At 75.6% G+C, this 16183-nt stretch carries 14 protein-coding genes and 1 pseudogene; 8 read left to right on the top strand and 7 right to left on the bottom strand.

What is annotated here, in order from left to right; all coding sequences use genetic code 11:
* Nucleotides 1–20: 20 nt before the first annotated feature.
* Complete coding sequence (locus FBY24_RS05375) at nucleotides 21–1052, bottom strand: TIGR00341 family protein (protein ID WP_142158721.1); 1032 nt, start codon at nucleotides 1050–1052, stop codon at nucleotides 21–23.
* Nucleotides 1049–1789, bottom strand: a complete 741-nt coding sequence (locus tag FBY24_RS05370) for a hypothetical protein (RefSeq protein ID WP_142158719.1) — start codon at nucleotides 1787–1789, stop codon at nucleotides 1049–1051. Before FBY24_RS05370 ends, FBY24_RS05375 begins: the two co-directional genes overlap by 4 nt.
* Before the next feature lie 197 nt (nucleotides 1790–1986).
* Between FBY24_RS05370 and FBY24_RS05365 the strand changes: the two genes are divergently transcribed.
* Together FBY24_RS05365 and FBY24_RS05360 are read left to right on the top strand one after the other, a co-directional pair.
* Nucleotides 1987–3585: a methyl-accepting chemotaxis protein gene (locus tag FBY24_RS05365; RefSeq protein WP_142158717.1), complete on the top strand. Its 1599-nt coding sequence runs from the start codon at nucleotides 1987–1989 to the stop codon at nucleotides 3583–3585.
* Nucleotides 3586–3707: 122 nt separating this feature from the next.
* Nucleotides 3708–4049 carry a YciI family protein gene (locus tag FBY24_RS05360; protein ID WP_142158715.1) on the top strand — a complete coding sequence of 114 codons (342 nt, stop codon included), beginning with the start codon at nucleotides 3708–3710 and terminating at the stop codon, nucleotides 4047–4049.
* Nucleotides 4050–4081: 32 nt separating this feature from the next.
* On the opposite strand, the gene FBY24_RS19215 is transcribed toward FBY24_RS05360, so the two are convergent.
* Nucleotides 4082–4222 carry a hypothetical protein gene (locus FBY24_RS19215; protein ID WP_222117207.1) on the bottom strand — a complete coding sequence of 47 codons (141 nt, stop codon included), beginning with the start codon at nucleotides 4220–4222 and terminating at the stop codon, nucleotides 4082–4084.
* On the bottom strand, nucleotides 4219–4611 hold the full coding sequence (locus tag FBY24_RS05355; RefSeq protein WP_222117206.1) for an endonuclease V: 393 nt from the start codon (nucleotides 4609–4611) through the stop codon (nucleotides 4219–4221). The genes FBY24_RS19215 and FBY24_RS05355 overlap by 4 nt, the downstream gene beginning before the upstream one ends.
* 339 nt (nucleotides 4612–4950) lie before the next feature.
* Here FBY24_RS05355 and FBY24_RS05350 point away from each other — a divergent pair, with 339 nt between their 5' ends.
* The 5 genes from FBY24_RS05350 to FBY24_RS05330 all read left to right on the top strand — a co-directional run bounded on the left by FBY24_RS05350 (nucleotide 4951) and on the right by FBY24_RS05330 (nucleotide 9458).
* Nucleotides 4951–5640: a hypothetical protein gene (locus FBY24_RS05350; RefSeq protein WP_142158713.1), complete on the top strand. Its 690-nt coding sequence runs from the start codon at nucleotides 4951–4953 to the stop codon at nucleotides 5638–5640.
* 173 nt (nucleotides 5641–5813) lie between these two features.
* Nucleotides 5814–6461 carry an ABC transporter ATP-binding protein gene (locus FBY24_RS05345; RefSeq protein WP_255432236.1) on the top strand — a complete coding sequence of 216 codons (648 nt, stop codon included), beginning with the start codon at nucleotides 5814–5816 and terminating at the stop codon, nucleotides 6459–6461.
* Entirely contained in the window at nucleotides 6458–8569 is a 2112-nt protein-coding gene (locus FBY24_RS05340) for a hypothetical protein (RefSeq protein WP_142158711.1), read from the top strand. The genes FBY24_RS05345 and FBY24_RS05340 overlap by 4 nt, the downstream gene beginning before the upstream one ends.
* Before the next feature lie 17 nt (nucleotides 8570–8586).
* Nucleotides 8587–9147, top strand: a complete 561-nt coding sequence (locus FBY24_RS05335; protein ID WP_142158709.1) for a helix-turn-helix domain-containing protein — start codon at nucleotides 8587–8589, stop codon at nucleotides 9145–9147.
* Nucleotides 9144–9458, top strand: coding sequence for a hypothetical protein (locus FBY24_RS05330; RefSeq protein WP_142158707.1), 315 nt, complete (start codon nucleotides 9144–9146; stop codon nucleotides 9456–9458). Before FBY24_RS05335 ends, FBY24_RS05330 begins: the two co-directional genes overlap by 4 nt.
* A 345-nt stretch (nucleotides 9459–9803) precedes the next feature.
* Here FBY24_RS05330 and FBY24_RS05325 read toward each other — a convergent pair whose 3' ends face one another.
* Nucleotides 9804–11111 (bottom strand): glycosyltransferase, encoded by a 1308-nt coding sequence (locus FBY24_RS05325; RefSeq protein WP_142158705.1) that lies wholly within the window; start codon nucleotides 11109–11111, stop codon nucleotides 9804–9806.
* Between the two features lie 136 nt (nucleotides 11112–11247).
* Complete coding sequence (locus tag FBY24_RS05320) at nucleotides 11248–13461, bottom strand: glycoside hydrolase domain-containing protein (protein WP_142158703.1); 2214 nt, start codon at nucleotides 13459–13461, stop codon at nucleotides 11248–11250.
* 340 nt (nucleotides 13462–13801) lie between these two features.
* On the opposite strand from FBY24_RS05320, the gene FBY24_RS05315 reads away from it, so the two are divergent.
* A complete protein-coding gene (locus FBY24_RS05315; protein ID WP_142158701.1) occupies nucleotides 13802–15199 on the top strand; it encodes an MFS transporter in 1398 nt (465 codons plus the stop codon).
* Between the two features lie 53 nt (nucleotides 15200–15252).
* On the opposite strand, the pseudogene FBY24_RS05310 reads toward FBY24_RS05315, so the two are convergent.
* A pseudogene (locus FBY24_RS05310) lies at nucleotides 15253–16170 on the bottom strand (AraC family transcriptional regulator); the annotation flags it as partial.
* Between the last annotated feature and the right edge of the window lie 13 nt (nucleotides 16171–16183).

Raw genomic sequence — 16183 nt, 5'->3', positions numbered from 1 at the left:
CCGGCGCCGTGACCGGGGCGTCAGCGGGTGGTGCCGACCTCGATGCGCTCGCCCTGCTCGGTGACGACGACGACGTCCAGGCCCGCGGGCACCTGGCCCTCGAGCGCGTCGAGCAGCCTGGCGACCGGCGGGTCGGGGTCGGGCGTGCGCACCTGCACGTGCAGCTCGTCGGAGACGAGGTCGACACCGACGACCTCGGCGCCGGGCACCTGCTGCACCCACGCGTCGGCGGCGGTCTGCACGCGTGCGGTCAGCACGTGCAGCAGGTAGCCGGCCGCGGTGTTCGCCAGCAGCGGCACCCCCACCACCAGCAGCAGGGCGCCGATCGCGACGTACGCGCGCCGGTGCTCGCCGCGCCGCCCGTCACGGCCGCCGCCCGCCGCCACGGCCGCGAACAGCAGCGTGCCGGCCAGCACCAGGGCGAGCAGGTTCGACGCGAACAGCACCAGGGCGCCCAGCGCCAGGCCGACCGCGCCCCGGCCCAGGCAGACGCCGACCACGGCCAGCGGCGGGACCAGGGAGATGGCGATCGCGACACCCGGCAGCACCGCGGCGACGTCGCGCCGCGCGAGCGCCACCGCACCCGCGACGCCCGTCGCCATGGCCGCCACCAGGTCGAGCAGGCCCGGGGAGGTGCGGGCGGCGATCTGGCTGTTCGCCAGCAGGTCGGACGTCGCGGGGACGGCCACCGACGCGAGGGCCCCGACGGCCACCACGAGCGCCGTGCCCGCCGCGACGAACCCGATCGACCGGAACGACGTCCGGCGCGAGCCCGTGGCCACGCCCAGGGCGATCCCCATGATCGGCGTCGACAGCGGCGCGATGATCATGGCGCCGATGACGGTGGCCGTGGAGTCGCCCAGCACGCCGGCGGTCGCGACGACCGACGCGAGCGTCAGCATCGTCCAGAACGCCGACCGCTTGTCGTGCGCCCCGGCGGCGCCGAGGTCCAGCTCGTCCGCCAGCTCGGCGGCGGTGCGGCGCTGCGTGGCGGGCAGCACGGTCCGCAGCAGCCAGGGCTGCGGGTCGGCGGGTGCGGGTGCGTCGGTCATGTCGGGCGTCCTCCCACGAGGTCTCGCACGCGCTCGACGCGTGCGTCGTACCGGTCGAACCGCTGACGGGCCCGGGCCAGCCGGCGCTCGTCGTAGCGTCGTCGCGCCCACGGCGAGGTCGGCCGGGCCAGGCGCAGCGCCCCGACGGTCGCGACGAGCGGCACGACCAGCCCGACCATCGCCGTCGGGAGCTTGCCCTTCACCGCGCAGACCAGCGCGAACCCCACGTGCGCGACCACGAGCAGGGTCAGCTCCCACCCCGACGACGCGTCGTCGCGGCTCACGCCGATCGGTGACGTGCCCAGCAGCAGCGCGCCGCCGAGCACGAGCGTGAGCAGCACCGCGTCCACGGACCGCTGACCCTCGGCCGCCCAGTACACGTCGTCGACGTGCAGCAGCAGCGCGAACTCGTCGAGCACCAGCGCGGCCCCGACGCCGAACAGCAGCGCCAGCACCTCCGTCCACGGGGTGCCCGGCGCGTACCGGAACTGCAGCATGCCCGCGACGAGCAGCAGCACCATGCCCCACACCTGGTGGTGCACGTGCACACCGCCGATGCTCACGTCGCGCAGCAGCTGCCGGCGCGGCGCCCCCGCCGGGACGGGCCGCTCGCGCGCCGCGCGGATGCGCCGCGTCACCGCCCGCGTGAGCGCGAACGCGACCGCGAAACCGACCAGCAGCCACAGGGCGGGCGCGCGTCCCGTCCCCGCGGCGTGCTCGGCGTACCACCCGCCCACGGCGACCCCCCGGTCGGCGGGGACGCACCCCGGCGCCCCGCTGGCCCGACACTAGGACCCCGTCACCGGCGCCGCCAGGGCTCAGGTGCCAGCACCTGTGTCGCAAGTCATACGGCTGTCCAGTACGAACCGGCGCGGATCAGACCGATGGGTGTGACGAGCGGCACAGCAGCCGCGACCTCGCCCCTGGAGCCGTCATGACGCCGTCCGGAACCACCGTCAAGCTCTCCGTCCGCACCAAGGTGCTCGGCATCGTCGCCGCAGCGACCGCGGTCGCCCTCACGCTCGGTCTCGTCGCCATGGCGAGCACGAGCAACCTGCGCGCCACGACCGCCGAGATGGCGCAGACGCAGACGTCGGTGTCCGCGTCGCTGCGCGACCTCAAGGACGCCCTGTGGGGGATGCGCAACTCCGTCTCCGTCATCGGGATCTTCGTCGGCGGGGACGTCGAGGAGAAGGTCGCCGCGTACGGCGACGCCAGCGCGGCGCTCGACGAGGCCGTCGGCACCTTCACCGACGCCTACGAGGCGTCCGGCGCGGAGCTGCCCGCCGAGTTCGCGACCTTCGTCACCGCGCTCGACGCGTACCGCACCGGCGTCGAGCAGGAGCTCGTGGTGCCCGCCCGGGCCGGTGACCGCGCCGGGTTCCAGGCGGCCCGCGACGACCTCGGCGCCGTCGGCGGCGAGATGGTCGAGTCCCTCAGCGCCGTCGAGGAGCACGTGACCGTCGCGCTGGCCGACCTCGCGGCGTCCGCCGACGCCGCCGCCACGCGCGCGCTCGTCCTCATCGGCGTCGTGCTGAGCACGGGCATCGCGATCCTCGTCGTCATGGGCCTGTGGTTCGCGGGCGCGCTGCGACGCTCCGTCGTCTCGCTGCAGGTCGCCGTCGACGCCCTCGCGCGCGGCGACCTGACCGTCCGTGCGGACGTGCGGGCGTCCGACGAGGTCGGGCAGATGGCCCGCTCGCTCTCGACCGCCCAGGACGCCCTGCGCGCGACCCTCTCCGACGTCGTGCGCACCGCCGCGTCCGTGGCGGTCTCCGCCGAGCAGCTGTCCACGTCGTCGTCCCAGGTGGCGGCCGGCTCGGAGGAGACGTCGGCGCAGGCGGGCGTGGTCGCCGCCGCCGCGGAGCAGGTCAGCCGCAACGTGCAGGCCGTCGCCGCCGGCGCCGAGGAGATGGGCGCGTCGATCCGCGAGATCGCGCAGAACGCGACCGAGGCGGCGAAGGTCGCCGGCCAGGCCACCGGCGTCGCCGAGCAGACGAACGCGCAGGTCGCCCGCCTCGGCGCGTCGTCCCAGGAGATCGGCGCCGTCGTCAAGGTCATCACGCAGATCGCCGAGCAGACGAACCTGCTGGCCCTCAACGCGACCATCGAGGCCGCCCGCGCGGGGGAGGCGGGCAAGGGCTTCGCGGTCGTCGCCGGCGAGGTCAAGGAGCTCGCGCAGGAGACCGCCAAGGCCACCGAGGACATCGCCCAGCGCGTCGAGACCATCCAGCACGACACCGCCGGCGCCGTCGACGCGATCGCGCAGATCGGCGCGATCATCGCCTCGATCAACGACTACCAGCTCACCATCGCCTCCGCGGTCGAGGAGCAGACCGCCACGACCAACGAGATGTCCCGCTCCGTCGCCGAGGCCGCCACCGGCTCCGGCGAGATCGCCACGAACATCACCGGCGTCGCGACCGCCGCCCAGTCCAGCACCCAGGCCGTCGGGGCCGTCTCCGACCAGGTCGCCGAGCTCGCCGGCCTCTCCCGCGACCTGCGCGACCGGGTCTCGACGTTCACGTTCTGACGGCGCCGGGCCGCACCGCACCCTGCGGGACCCGCCGGCTCGACCGACCTGTCGAAACCGGCGGGCCCCGCCCGTCAGGATGAGGACGGGCCGCACCGGGCGCCCCGGGCAGGAGGAGCGACATGACCCAGTACGCCATCTACTTCCAGCAGCAGTGGGTCGGCGACCACCCCGTCGAGTGGTTCCTGAGCCGCGTCGAGCCCAGCAACGCGGTCGTCCGCGAGATGGAGGAGGCCGGGGTCCTCGTCTTCGCCGGCGGCCTCGACGAGAACATGGCCGACGCGTTCACCGCCGACGCCACCAGCGGCACCGTGACCATCACCGACGGCCCCTACACCGAGACCACCGAGTACCTGGGCGGCATCACCGTCATCGACGTCCCCGACCTGGAGACGGCCAAGCTGTGGGCGGGGAAGCTCGCGGAGGGCTGCGGCTGGCCCCAGGAGGTCCGGGTCGTCCGGTAGCCGGACCTGCGTCGGCGCCCGCGCGGCGGGGCTCAGCGCACTACAGGCGGGGCGTCGCGCCCGCGGGCCAGGTGGTCCGCCCGCGCCAGCGCCGTCGGGATCCGGTACGGCCCGGCCATCGCCGCCACGAGACGTGCAGCCTCGTCGAGGTCGAACCCGCCCGCCGTGGTCACGTACAGGGGTCGCGTCGCGGCGCCGCGGCGGACCTCGACCGCGTGCGTCGCGGCGCGGAACGGGGTCTTGGCGACCCCGACGACGGGGATCCCGAGCGCGTCCGCGGCCCGGGCACCGAGCCCGGGCCGCCCCCGGCGTCGAGCGTGGCGTAGCCGTCGACCACGAGGAGGTCGAGCGGCGGGCCCAGTGCCACGACCGCCTCGATGCACGGCAGCTCGCGCCGGTACAGCGCCCCCGGCTCGTACGGTGCGACGCGGTCGATGCGGGTCACGTGCTCGGACGTCACCGCCGCGAGCCGCGGCTCGCCGCAGACGACCAGCGCCGCCGTCGCGCCACCCGCATCGTCGTAGTGGACGTCGACCGCACCGACGATCATCGGGAGACTCACGTCCTCGCTGCTCCCTGCGCGGCAGGGGCGGGGTCGTCACGGGTGGTCACGGTGCGCATCTTCGCAGCCTCCCGCGCTGGCCGGTCCATGGGCCGCAGTGCGTCCCTGCGCCTGCCACGTGCGGACGTCTGGCAGTCGTCTATACACAAGCCTTGCGTCAAGAATAGAGTTGTGCCTATGCAGGAGGTCGGGGTTCCGCAGGCAGCGCACATGCTCGGCGTCACGCCTGCTCGCACCCGTCAGCTGATCGATGCCGGCAGGATCGACGCACGCAAGGTCGCGGGCCGGTGGCTCGTCGACGTCGCCTCGCTTCCGTCCGCCCCCCGCCGCGGACGCCCGATGAGCCCCCGCACCGCCTGGGCGCTGGCCGAGCTGGGTGAGGGGCGCCGCGCACCCTGGCTCCGCCACGACGAGGCCCACCGCCTGCGAGCCCGTCACGACGTCCTCGCTCGCGATCCTGCACCCGAGCTGCTCCTGCGGTCCTGGGTGGCCTCCCGCGCCGAGCGCCACGAGCTGCACTCCACCGCACCGGACGGTCTTCTCGGCGACCCCCGGCTGACCCTCTCCGGTGTGAGCGATCCCCGCTCGGGGATGTCGGCGCGGCACCAGGTCGAGGCGTACGTGCACGCCGACGACCTCGATGCCGTCTGCGTCGAGCACCTGCTCGTGCCCGCGAACCCGTCCGACGCCAACGTGTGGCTGCACGCAGCACCCCTGCTGCCTGGACGCCCTGTGCCGCTGCTGCTGGTCGCCGCCGACCTGGCCGAGCACGACGGGCCCCGAGAGCTCGGGCGCGCCCGCGACCTGATCGTCCGCGTGATGGCCGAGGACCCGCGGCCGTGGGCCGCAGCAGCCGGCGCTGCGGACGGGTTGGCGCGGGTGAGGCTGGCGCTGCAGCCGCGCACCGCTCCGACCCGGGCAGCCACCGGCGCGCCGACCGCATGGGGTCCGTCTCGTGCACGCGGCGGGACGCCCGTCGGCAGGCGGCACGCCACGACCCGTGGCGACCATCCTGAAGCCCAGCCCTGAGCAGAGGCGTCCCGGTGACGTGCAGCCGAGTAGTCGATGCCTGGTGCCGGTCGTGGAGACCGCGGAATGATCCGGGTGTGCCGCGACCGTCCGCCCGTGCTGCCCGGGAGGTGCGCCGCGCCGCGCACGTCCGACCGTCCCCGACGGACGCCGTCCTGCTGGGGCTCCGGGACGTGAGCTTCTCCTACGGCCGTGACCCCGTCCTGCGGGGCGCGACGCTCGCGGTGCGCGAGGGGGAGACGGTGGCGCTGCTCGGGCCCAGCGGCGCGGGCAAGTCCACGCTGCTGGCCTGCATGGCGGGGCTGCGTCGTCCGACCGGCGGGGTCGTCGAGCTGTGGGGCGAGGACCTCGCCCGTGCCGGCCGGGACCGCCTCGCCGAGCTGCGGCTGCGCACGTTCGGGTTCGTGCTGCAGGACGGCGGCCTGCTCGACGAGCTCTCGCTGCGCGAGAACGTCGAGCTGCCGCTGCGCCTGGCCGGCGTGCCCGCCCGCGAGGCGGCCGGTCGCGCGGGCGGGGTGCTCGACGCGCTCGGCATCGACGCCGAGACGGGTGGTCGTCGCCCGGCGGAGGTGTCCGGCGGGCAGCAGCAGCGGGCCGCGGTCGCCCGTGCCGTGGTCCACGGGCCCGCGGTGGTGTTCGCCGACGAGCCGACCGGTGCGCTCGACGAGACCAGCTCGTCGACCGTCGTCGACCTGCTCGTGCGGGCGACGTCGCGGGCGGGGTGCGCGCTCGTGATGGTCACGCACAACCCCGCGCTCGCGGCACGCATGGACCGCAGGCTCCACGTGCACGACGGGCACGTCGTCGAGGACGCCGCGTGAGGCGGTGGGACGCCGCCCGCCTGGGTGCCCGGCTGCACGCGTCGGCCCCGTCGGGCGAGCGTGCCGCGGCCCACGTCGTCCTCGCGCTCGCTGCCGCCGTCGCGGTGGTCGCGCTGTCCCTCGTCGTGGCCCTGGCGCAGCCGGCGGAGCGGGCGGAGGCGACGACGCCCGGTGCCGCACCCGCCACGGGCGGGTTCGCCTGGGGGGTGACCACGAGCCACCACGACGGCAGCACGCTGCGCACGCTCGTCGTGTCACCGGACGCCCCCGCGGTCCCTGGCCGGACGGACCCGCTGGCCGACGGCGAGGCGCTGGTGTCCCCGGCCCTGGCGCGGGCGCTCGTCACCGCGCCCAGCCTCGCGGCGCGTGTCCCCGGGGAGGTCGTCGGCGTGCTCCCGGAGCGGGCCCTGACGAGTCCGCAGTCGCTGCAGGTCGTCGCGGCCGACGCGCGCGCCGCGCTGCCCTTCCGGGGCGCCGGCTGGGGCCGTCCCGGCGCCGACACCCCGGACGGCCTGCCCGTGGGCCCGGCGCGGCTCCTCGTCGCCCTGCTGGTGCTGCTGCCCGCCGCGGCGTCGGTGGCCGCGGTCGCCGTCCGGCAGGCGCACCGGATCCGGCCCCAGGCCGCCGTGCTGGCGCTCGTCGGCGCGCCCCGGCGGACCCTCACCTGGATCGCCGCGGGCGCCGCCGTGGCCCGCTCGGCACCCGGGCTGCTCGGCGGTGCACTGGCCGGGACGCTCGCCGTCCAGGCGGGCGGTCCGCGCGGGTGGTTCGGCACCGACGTGTTCGCCCCGACGTGGCTCGGGGCGGTGCCGGCTGCCGGCGCCGTGGTCGCGGCCGCCCTCGCCCTGGCAGCCGTGACCACCGGCCTCGCGGTGCGCCCGGGCGGGCGCGCGGAGGTCGACGTGCGGCACGAGGGCGGATGGGTGCCCGCGTGGGCCGCGCCGGTGGGCGTGGTCGCCGTCGGCGTGCTGCTCGCGCTGGTGGCCGTCCGCTGGGCGGGGGGCGTCGTCGCCGCACCGTCGGCGGGCGTCCTGCTCACGTACGTCACCGCCGTCGTGGTCGCCCTGGTCACGGCCCCCTTCCTCGCGGTCGCGCTCGCCCGCGCGGTCGGGCGTCGCCTGCCGCAGGGCGTCCCCGTCGCGGTGCTCCTCGCGGTCCGCGGGGCGCAGTCACGGCCGGGTCGGCTCGTCAGCCAGACCGCGGCCGTCGCCGTGCTCGCCTCGGTGTTCTCGCTCGCCGGCGCGGCGGTCCTCGTCATCGACGACACCGGGCAGCCGCCCCGCGGCGGCGTCTGGACCGCGTCGCTGTACTCCCTCGACACCGACCAGGCGCAGCAGGTCGCCATGCTCGCCAGCCGCGACGGCGTCCTCGCCGAGCAGGACGCGGACGGGACGACCCGGCTGCGCGCCACCTGCGCCGCACTCCAGGCGGTGCACGGCGCGGTCGTCACACCCGACGGCGACGGGTGCGTCGACGGCCGGACCTACCCGCCCGGCGGCATCGGCACCCCGGGCGAGAGCGGCGAGCTCCTGCCCCTCGGACCGGTCGGCGCCGAGGGCGTCGTCATCACCTCGCCGCCGACCGACGCCGCACCCGACGGCTCGTCGCGCCGTCACCACTACCTTCAGATGCCCGTCCCCGACCTCGAGGACTGGGAGACGCAGGTGCTGACGGTCGCCCCGATCGCGGACTTCGTGCCCGCGGCCGGGGACGTGACCACCCTGACCGTCCTGCCGCGCCTGCGCGCGCTCCTGCTCGCGTGCCTGCTGCTCGGGCTCGCCCCGACGACCGTCACCCTGCTGCTCACGGCCCGGACGTACGACACCCGCCTCGAGCTGCTCGGCACACCGGCACCCGTCGCGCGGCAGGTCGCCACGACGACGGCGGCGGTGACCGCGGCGATCGCGGTGCTGGTCGCCGCGGTGGTCGCCACCGCCGCCGCCCAGGCGTACCTCGCGATCGCGTCCGCGTACCGCCTCGACGTCAGCAGCCTCGCCGCGCTCGCGGGCGGCGGGGTGCTGGTCGTCGGTGTCGCAGCAACGGTCGCCCGGGGCGAGGCCGCTGCGGCGACGTCCTCGGCATGGCTGTCGTTCATTTTCAGACGATAGTCACGTAGCCTCGATCCATGGACGAGAGGGAGATCGGGGAGCGCGTGCGAGAGCTGCGTCTGAGCCGTGACCTCGACCAGCGCGACCTCGCCGAGGCGGCCGGGGTCAGCGTCACGGCGGTGCGACGGCTCGAAGGCGGTCAGGGGTCCACGCTTCGCACGGCCCTCGCGGTGCTCGCCGCGCTGGAGGCGCCGCTCCGCGTCCCGGACGTCCCGACGCGCACCGTGCGTCGACGCGCGAGCAGTGCCACGACCGCGGCAGCGGTGCTCCCACGGCGGGAGGAGCGGGTGTCCCTCGAGCTTCACCGCGCCGTGGCGCGCAAGATGCGCCGTGACCCGGCCGAGGTACGGGCGAAGGCCCTCGAGAACCTGCCGAAGGTGCGCGAGAACGTCCGCGGCACGCAGGCCGCGGGCTGGGTCGACGAGTGGGAGCGTGCGCTGCGGACCTCGACCCGGGCAGTGCTGGAGCTGGCGCTCGCCCAGGACGAGCACGGGATCGACCTGCGTCAGGTCAGCCCGTTCGCCGGCGTCCTGACCCAGGACGAACGCATGACGGCGATCGCCCGGGCCCGCCGGTGAACCGCACCCAGCTGGAGCACGCGATCCGCGCCTCGACGACGATCCTCGCGCAGGACCGGGTGATCGTCGTCGGGTCGCAGTCGATCCTGGGCACGTGGGAGGCGGACGAGCTGCCCGACGAGGCGACCGCCTCGGTCGAGGTCGACGTGTGCCCGAGGCACGACGACGACACGGAGAGCCTCGCGGACGTCCTGGACGGCGCGATCGGAGAGCTCTCGGACTTCCACCAGACCCACGGCTTCTCCATCCAGGGCGTGGGGCGGACGACGAGCAGCTGGCCCCCGGGTGGGTCGACCGCCTGCTTCCGGTGACCGGACCGCGCACGCAGGGCGCCACCGGCCTGTGCCTCGATCCGGACGACCTCTGCGCCGCGAAGATCATCGTGCACCGGTAGAAGGACCAGGAGTTCGTCCGTGCGTTGATCGTCCACCGGATGGTCGACCCGAACGTGGTGCTGGACAGGGTGCAGCTCACGGACGTGCCCGAGGAGGTCCGGGACGTCGCCGTGAGGTGGTTGGTCCCGCACTGCGCCCACTGGGACGCCCTGGGCCTCGCCACCGTTCCGCGAGGAGCTCGATAGCGCCGTCGGCTGGTCGTCGGCGTCGCAGCGGCGGTCGCCCGGGGCGGGGCCGCCGCTGCGACGCGGGAGCGGGCCGTCAGGCCGTGAGGGCCGGGGCCGGGGCCAGGGCGGCGACGTGGTCGAGGATCTTGTCGAGCACCACGGCGCGGTCGAACTGCAGGGCGTACTCCCGGGCGCGGTCCGCGGCCGCGGCGCGGTCCTCCTCCGACATCGCCAGGACGTCGTCGAGGGCCGCGGCGATCGCGTCCGGGTCGGACACGGGCACGATCGTCGCGGTGTCGCCCACGGCCTCGCCGATGCCGCCGGTGTCGGTCGTGATGACCGGTCCGCCGCCGGAGAGCATCTTCTCCACCAGCGCGATGCCGAACGTCTCGACGAACTCCGGGCGCGGCTTGGACGGCAGCACGAACGCCGTGCAGCCGGCCATGAGGTGGCCCTTCTCGTCGTCGGGGACGTCGTGCAGGAACGTGATGAGGTCGCCGTGCCCGCTGGCCTGCGCGAGCGCGGCCAGCTCGTCGGCCTGCGGGCCGTTGCCCGCCACGACCAGACGCTGCCCGGCCGCCGGCGCGCCCGAGCGCACGAAGCCCTCGATGAGGTCGTCCACGCCCTTGGCGTGCGCGAGGCGCGACAGGAACAGCACGTACCCGCCGCGGGTCAGGCCGCGGGCCGCCAGGGCGGCGTCCGTGGCGTCCTCGTCGCGGGCCAGGTAGTCGCCCACGTCGATCGCCGGGTAGGAGATCTCGACGCGCTCGCGGAACTGGTCGGCGAACCGGGTGCCGTGCTTGGCGTCGATCGCCTCGGACTCGCTGATGATCAGGTCGCGGGTGTACCGGGACACGGCCAGGCACACGTCGTGCGAGAGGTAGTGCGCGAGGACGTGCGCGGCGGCACCGAACCGGTCCTCCTCGACGCACGCGCGGACCACGTTGGTGACGTCGGAGCCGACGGCCTCGGCGACGGTGATGACGTCGACGGGCAGGCCGGTGCGGCGGGCGACCTGGACGGCGTCGGCGACGGCCGTGGCGTGCGGGGACAGGTACAGCGACAGGGCGACGGTGGGGACGCCGTCCGTGAAGAGCTCGACGAGGCGGCCGGTGAGACCGGCGAGCCAGCGGCCGTCGGGGACCTTGTAGTCGCCGACGGGGGCGGGGCGCTCGACGACGATGCCGTCGCTGTACGGCAGGACGCCGTCGAGGGGCTTGAGGGGGAGCCCGGCCTGCTGGAGGCGGTCGACGGGCCAGGTCACGATGCGGACCTCGTCGAAGCCCCGGTGCAGGGCGGCCTCGGCGAGGTTGCGGGCCTCGCCGGAGTGGCCGCAGATCACGGGGTCGGCGCGCACCACGATGACGAGGCGGCGGTCGGGGCGGGCGGCGGTGGTGGTCACGGCCTCGTCCTCTCGGTCGGTGTGCTGGCGACGGGCCGCACGGTCGGGGGGTCAACGCCGGCGGTCCCCGGGCGGTTCCGGGTGCGTCGGTCGTGGGGGAGGAGGTGCCGGTCGGTGACCGGCGGGCTCGTGCGGGTCAGGTGTGGCGCCCCGCGCCGTGCGGCGTGGGCGCGCTCGGTGGTCGGTGCGTGGTGCCCCAGCGGGACGGCTCCGGCCCGAGGGCGATGAGCAGACGGCCGCCGGAGTGGAGCTCGGCGCCGGTGAGGTACGGCCGGTCCAGGGGCTCGCCGTCGAGGTGGACCTGCTGCACGAACTGTGCGGGACCGCCCGGCTCGGGCTCGACGAACCCGGTGGTCTCGATCGCCAGCGGGCGGTCGCCGACGTCGATGCGTGCCTCGCGCCACGCCGGTGCGTTCACGAGGTACGTGTTCTGCCCCGCGACGGGGAACAGACCCAGGGTGGCCCACACGTACCAGGACGACAACCCGCCGGAGTCGTCGTTGCCCGGCAGCCCGCCGCGGCCCGTCGAGAACTGCTGCTGGACGACGTCGTGGACGACCTGCGCGGTCCGGTCGGGCCGCCCGGCGTACATGTACGCCCAGGGGGCCTCCATGTCGGGCTCGTTGTTCAGCCCCTCGAACCGGTCCAGGGCGTACCCGGCGGTCAGCTCGTCGAGCCCGGGCGCCAGGCCGGGCTGCACCACCGGGTCGGCACCGAACCCGAAGAACCGGTCGAGCATGTCGACGAACGGTCCGTCACCGCCGGTCAGCGCGATGCGGGCGGCCATGTCGTGCATCAGCCGGAACGAGTAGTTCCACTTGCCGCCCTCGTAGAACGTCGAGTCCGCGAGCAGCCCGTCCGACGCGTACGCGTTGACCCAGCGCGCCGCCAGCGGACCGAACTGGTCGACGAGCGTGCGGTCGCCCACCCGCCCCGCGACCACGGCCGTGCACCAGTACCCGAACGCGATGTCGAGGGTGTGGCTGATCGGGTGCGCCTTGCCGCGCAGCAGGAAGTCCTCGCCGTACGTGCGCCGCAGGTCGTTGTGCATGTGCACCAGCGCCCAGTCCCAGTCGACGCCCGGCAGCCCGAGGGCGCACAGGTCCGCCAGGAAGGTGTGCGCGAGCGCCGATCCCTGCCGGGAGAACCGGTCCGCGCCGCGCGCCATGCGGTACCCGATGGGGAAGTTGCCCTCCTCCTCGGCGATCTGCAGCAGCGCGTTCGCCAGCTCCACGGACCTCTCAGGCACCAGCGCCGTCATCAGCGGCAGGTGCGTGCGGTAGATGTCCCACATCGTCGACAGGTCGAACGCGAACGGCCCCGGCGTCGGCCAGAACGGCGACTCGTCCATCGCCAGGCACGGCTTGATCAGCGAGTGGTACAGCGCCGTCGCCATGACCGTGCGCTTCTCCGACGACGGGGTGTCGACGACGACCTTGTCGAGGTGCTGGCGCCACACCGTCTCCGTGCGCTGCCGGCGCGCGTCGAACGTGTCGGGCCCCGGGCCGCACTCCGCCACGAGGGTCTGGTGCGCCTGGTCCACCCCGCGCAACGAGAACCCGAACCGCAGCTCGACGGTCTGCCCCGCCTCCGTCGGCCCCGCCCACATCAGCCCGAACGGGCGCAGCGTCGTCGGGCGGATCCGGTCGAAGTCCAGGCGCGTGCCGCCCGGCATCAGCCGACGGTCGTACCAGAGCATCTGCCGCCAGTGCGGGGCGTCGCACTCCACGTGCACCGCCAGCGGCGCACCCTCGACGACGATCTCGCCCTCCGCGACCCCCGGCGCCACCGACCCCAGGTGCGCGCGCAGCGGCACCGTCCGCCCGTACGGGATGTCGAGCCCGCCGAGCGAGAAGTCGATGACCAGGCGCGCGTCCTGGTGCGCGGGGAACGTGTACCGGTGCACCGCGGACTTCGGGCCGACCGTGATCTCCGCGCGGATGCCCGAGCTCAGCGTCGCCGCGTAGTACCCGGGCGACGCCTCCTCCTCCAGCACGTCCCACGTCTGCCCCAGGTCGTCCAGCGGCCGCAGCATCGGCGTGACCCGGAAGTAGTTGTAGTACTTGCGGATCGCGCCCGTCCCCGACTGCTGGAAGTGCGTGAACCCGCTGGCCACCTGCCGGTCGTGCAGCACCGGCGGCAGGCCCTCCGTCGACAGGTCGTACCGCCCGTACCCCGTGGGGTACGCCCCCGAGTACGCGCACGCCGACACCATCCCGAACGGGTACGTGGCCCCCGGGTGCGTGTTGCCGACCTGCGGCTTGGGCCACCACCACGTCGCGGCGAGGCCCGACGGCGCCGGCAGGCTCGTCGCCTCCGTGCCGATGAACGGGTCGACCTGGTCGAACATCGTCGGCCCTCCTCACCTCGTCGTCGTGCAGGGCATCCGTCGTGCCGTCACCGGTCGTGCGGGGCACAGCGTCGCGCGCCGTGCCCGCCCCTGTCCATGCCGGGGTCGCGCGACCGTACGAGCCGGGTGTGTCCGGCAGGTTGCGGGCACGTGACCGCCCGGCCCTCGCCGGCCGTCCGGCCGTCGTCCCGCGGACGCCCCGCCGTGTCTCGCAGGACGTTCGTCAGGTGGTGCCGCGCCCCTGCGGGGACCACGATGCGGTGCGTGCGACGAGGCGGTGACGCCCCGGCGCACCCCGCGGCGCCGCACCGACCGAGCCCGCGAGCACGAGGAGCACGCCGTGACCGACCCGCAGCCCGCCGCGCCCGCGACCAGCCGCACGCACCGCCTCGACGCGCTGCCCGTCACCCGCCGGCACCTGCGCCTGCTCACCGGCTCCGGCGTCGGCTGGCTCTTCGACGCCATGGACGTCGGCCTCATCTCGTACGTCATCGCCCAGCTCGTCGTCGTCTGGAAGGTGCCGGCCGCCGACCTGTCGTGGGTCGCGTCCGCCGGGTTCCTCGGCATGGCCGTCGGCGCCACCCTCGGCGGGCTGCTCGCCGACCGCGTGGGCCGCCGGCAGGTCTTCGCGCTGACCCTGCTCGTCTACGGGCTGGCGACGGGCGCGTCGGCGCTCGCGGGGTCCGTCGCGGTGCTGCTGGTGCTGCGGTTCGTCGTCGGGCTGGGCCTGGGCGCCGAGCTCCCCGTCGCGTCGACGCTGGTCAGCGAGTTCGCGCCGCCGCGCATCCGCGGGCGTGCCGTCGTCGTCCTGGAGTCCTTCTGGGCGGTGGGGTGGATCCTCGCCGCGCTCGTCGGCTACCTCGTCGTGCCGCTGGGCGACGACGGGTGGCGGTGGGCCCTCGCGCTCGGCGCGGTGCCGGCGCTGTACGCCGTGGTGGTGCGGCGCGGGCTGCCGGAGTCCGTGCGGTTCCTCGAGCAGCGCGGCCGGCACGACGAGGCCGAGCAGGTGGTGGCCGCGTTCGAGGGCTCGCGGGCCGTGGGGCACGACGGGCGCACGGGTGCGCAGGTGCGCGACGCGGCCGCCGGGGACGCGGGCGTGGACGCGGTGCCGCCCGACGCCCCTGCGGACGTGCCGACGACCGCCCGGGCCCGCCTCGCCGCGCTCTGGGCCCCGGGCGCGCGGCGCAGCACCGCCGCGCTGTGGGTCGTCTGGTTCACCGTGAACTTCTCGTACTACGGCGCGTTCATCTGGCTGCCGTCGCTCCTGCACGCCGACGGGCACACGCTGGTCCGGTCGTTCGAGTTCACCCTGATCATCACCCTGGGCCAGCTGCCCGGGTACGCGGCGGCGGCGTTCCTCGTCGAGACGTGGGGACGGCGGCGCACGCTCGCCGCGTTCCTCGTCGGCTCCGCCGTCGCCGCGGGGCTGTTCGCGGTCGCGTCCGGCGACGGTCAGATCATCGGCGCCGGCCTGCTGCTGTCGTTCTTCAACCTCGGCGCCTGGGGTGCGCTCTACGCGGTGACGCCCGAGCTCTACCCGACGGCCGTGCGCACCACGGGCGCCGGCTGGGCGGCCGGCGTCGGGCGGATCGCGTCGATCGTCGCGCCGCTGGCCGTGCCGCCGTTGCGCGACCTCGGCGGCACCGGGCTGCTGTTCGGGGTGTTCGCGGCCGTGTTCGTCGTCGCCGCGGCCGGTGCGCTCGCGCTGCCCGAGCGCGCGGGCGCCCGGCTCGACTGACCGCCGGTGCCGCGCGCGGCGGCCGGCCCCCAGCCGTCGCCGCGCGCGCGGTGCTGCGCCGGGCTGACCCCCCGCACCCGCGTGAACGCCGCGCTCAGCGCGAACGGCGTCCCGTAGCCCACCGCCCGGGCCACCGACGCGAGGGTCGCGTCGGGCTCGAGCAGCAGGTCCGCCGCGAGGTCCAGGCGCCAGCCCGTCAGGTACGTCATCGGCGGCTCGCCGACCAGGGCCGTGAAGCGCCGCGCGAACGCCGCGCGGGACAGTCCGACCTCGCGGGCCAGGGCCTGGACCGTCCACGGGCGCTGCGGGGCGTGGTGCAGCGCCCGCAGCGCCCGGCCCACCGCCGGGTCCGCGTCGGCGCGGTACCAGCCCGGCGCCCCGGGCCGGGCCAGCCAGCTGCGCAGGCACTGCAGCAGCACCAGGTCCAGCAGCCGGTCCAGCACCGACTCCTGCCCCGGCAGGTCCCGCACCACCTCGCGCGCGAACAGGTCGACCAGCGCACCGTCGACCTCGTCGCGGCGCAGCACCAGCCGCTCCGGCAGCGCCCGCAGCACCCGCCGCCCCACCGCGCCGTGCACCGGGTACGTGCCCGTGACCAGCACCGTCGGGCCGTCGGGGTCGTTGCCCCACGCGCGCACACCCAGCACCCGCATGGGCGAGGGTCCCCCGCCCACGGGGCGGCACGCGTCCGGCTCCGGGCCGACCACGACCTGCAGGGGCGTCGAGGGGCCGTCCGCGACGACGTAGTGCCCCGGCCCGCGCAGCAGCACCACGTCACCGGCGTCCAGGTGCACGCCCGGGTCGTCCGGCCGGTCCGCCGCCCCCACCCACGCGCTGCCGCGCACCACCGGCAGCACCGTCAGCGGCGACCCGTCCTCCACCCGCATCGACCACGGTGCCCGCAGGTGGCTGCGCAGCAGGAACGCGTCCCGCGCGCGCGGCCCGTCCAGCAGCCCGGAGACGACGTCCACCCGGCCACCCTAG

The organism is Cellulomonas sp. SLBN-39 (genome assembly GCF_006715865.1).
Lineage (GTDB): Bacteria > Actinomycetota > Actinomycetes > Actinomycetales > Cellulomonadaceae > Cellulomonas.
The sequence above is the reverse complement of the archived record's forward strand: the minus strand, read 5'-3'. Positions and strand labels throughout refer to the sequence as shown.

What these genes read in the sequence shown, in the direction of transcription:
- FBY24_RS05350 (WP_142158713.1), top strand. Translation starts at nt 4,951, where the DNA reads ATGAGCCCCCGCACCGCCTGGGCGCTGGCCGAGCTGGGTGAGGGGCGC.
- FBY24_RS05320 (WP_142158703.1), bottom strand. Translation starts at nt 13,461, where the DNA reads ATGTTCGACCAGGTCGACCCGTTCATCGGCACGGAGGCGACGAGCCTG.
- FBY24_RS05335 (WP_142158709.1), top strand. Translation starts at nt 8,587, where the DNA reads ATGGACGAGAGGGAGATCGGGGAGCGCGTGCGAGAGCTGCGTCTGAGC.
- FBY24_RS05365 (WP_142158717.1), top strand. Translation starts at nt 1,987, where the DNA reads ATGACGCCGTCCGGAACCACCGTCAAGCTCTCCGTCCGCACCAAGGTG.
- FBY24_RS05375 (WP_142158721.1), bottom strand. Translation starts at nt 1,052, where the DNA reads ATGACCGACGCACCCGCACCCGCCGACCCGCAGCCCTGGCTGCTGCGG.
- FBY24_RS05360 (WP_142158715.1), top strand. Translation starts at nt 3,708, where the DNA reads ATGACCCAGTACGCCATCTACTTCCAGCAGCAGTGGGTCGGCGACCAC.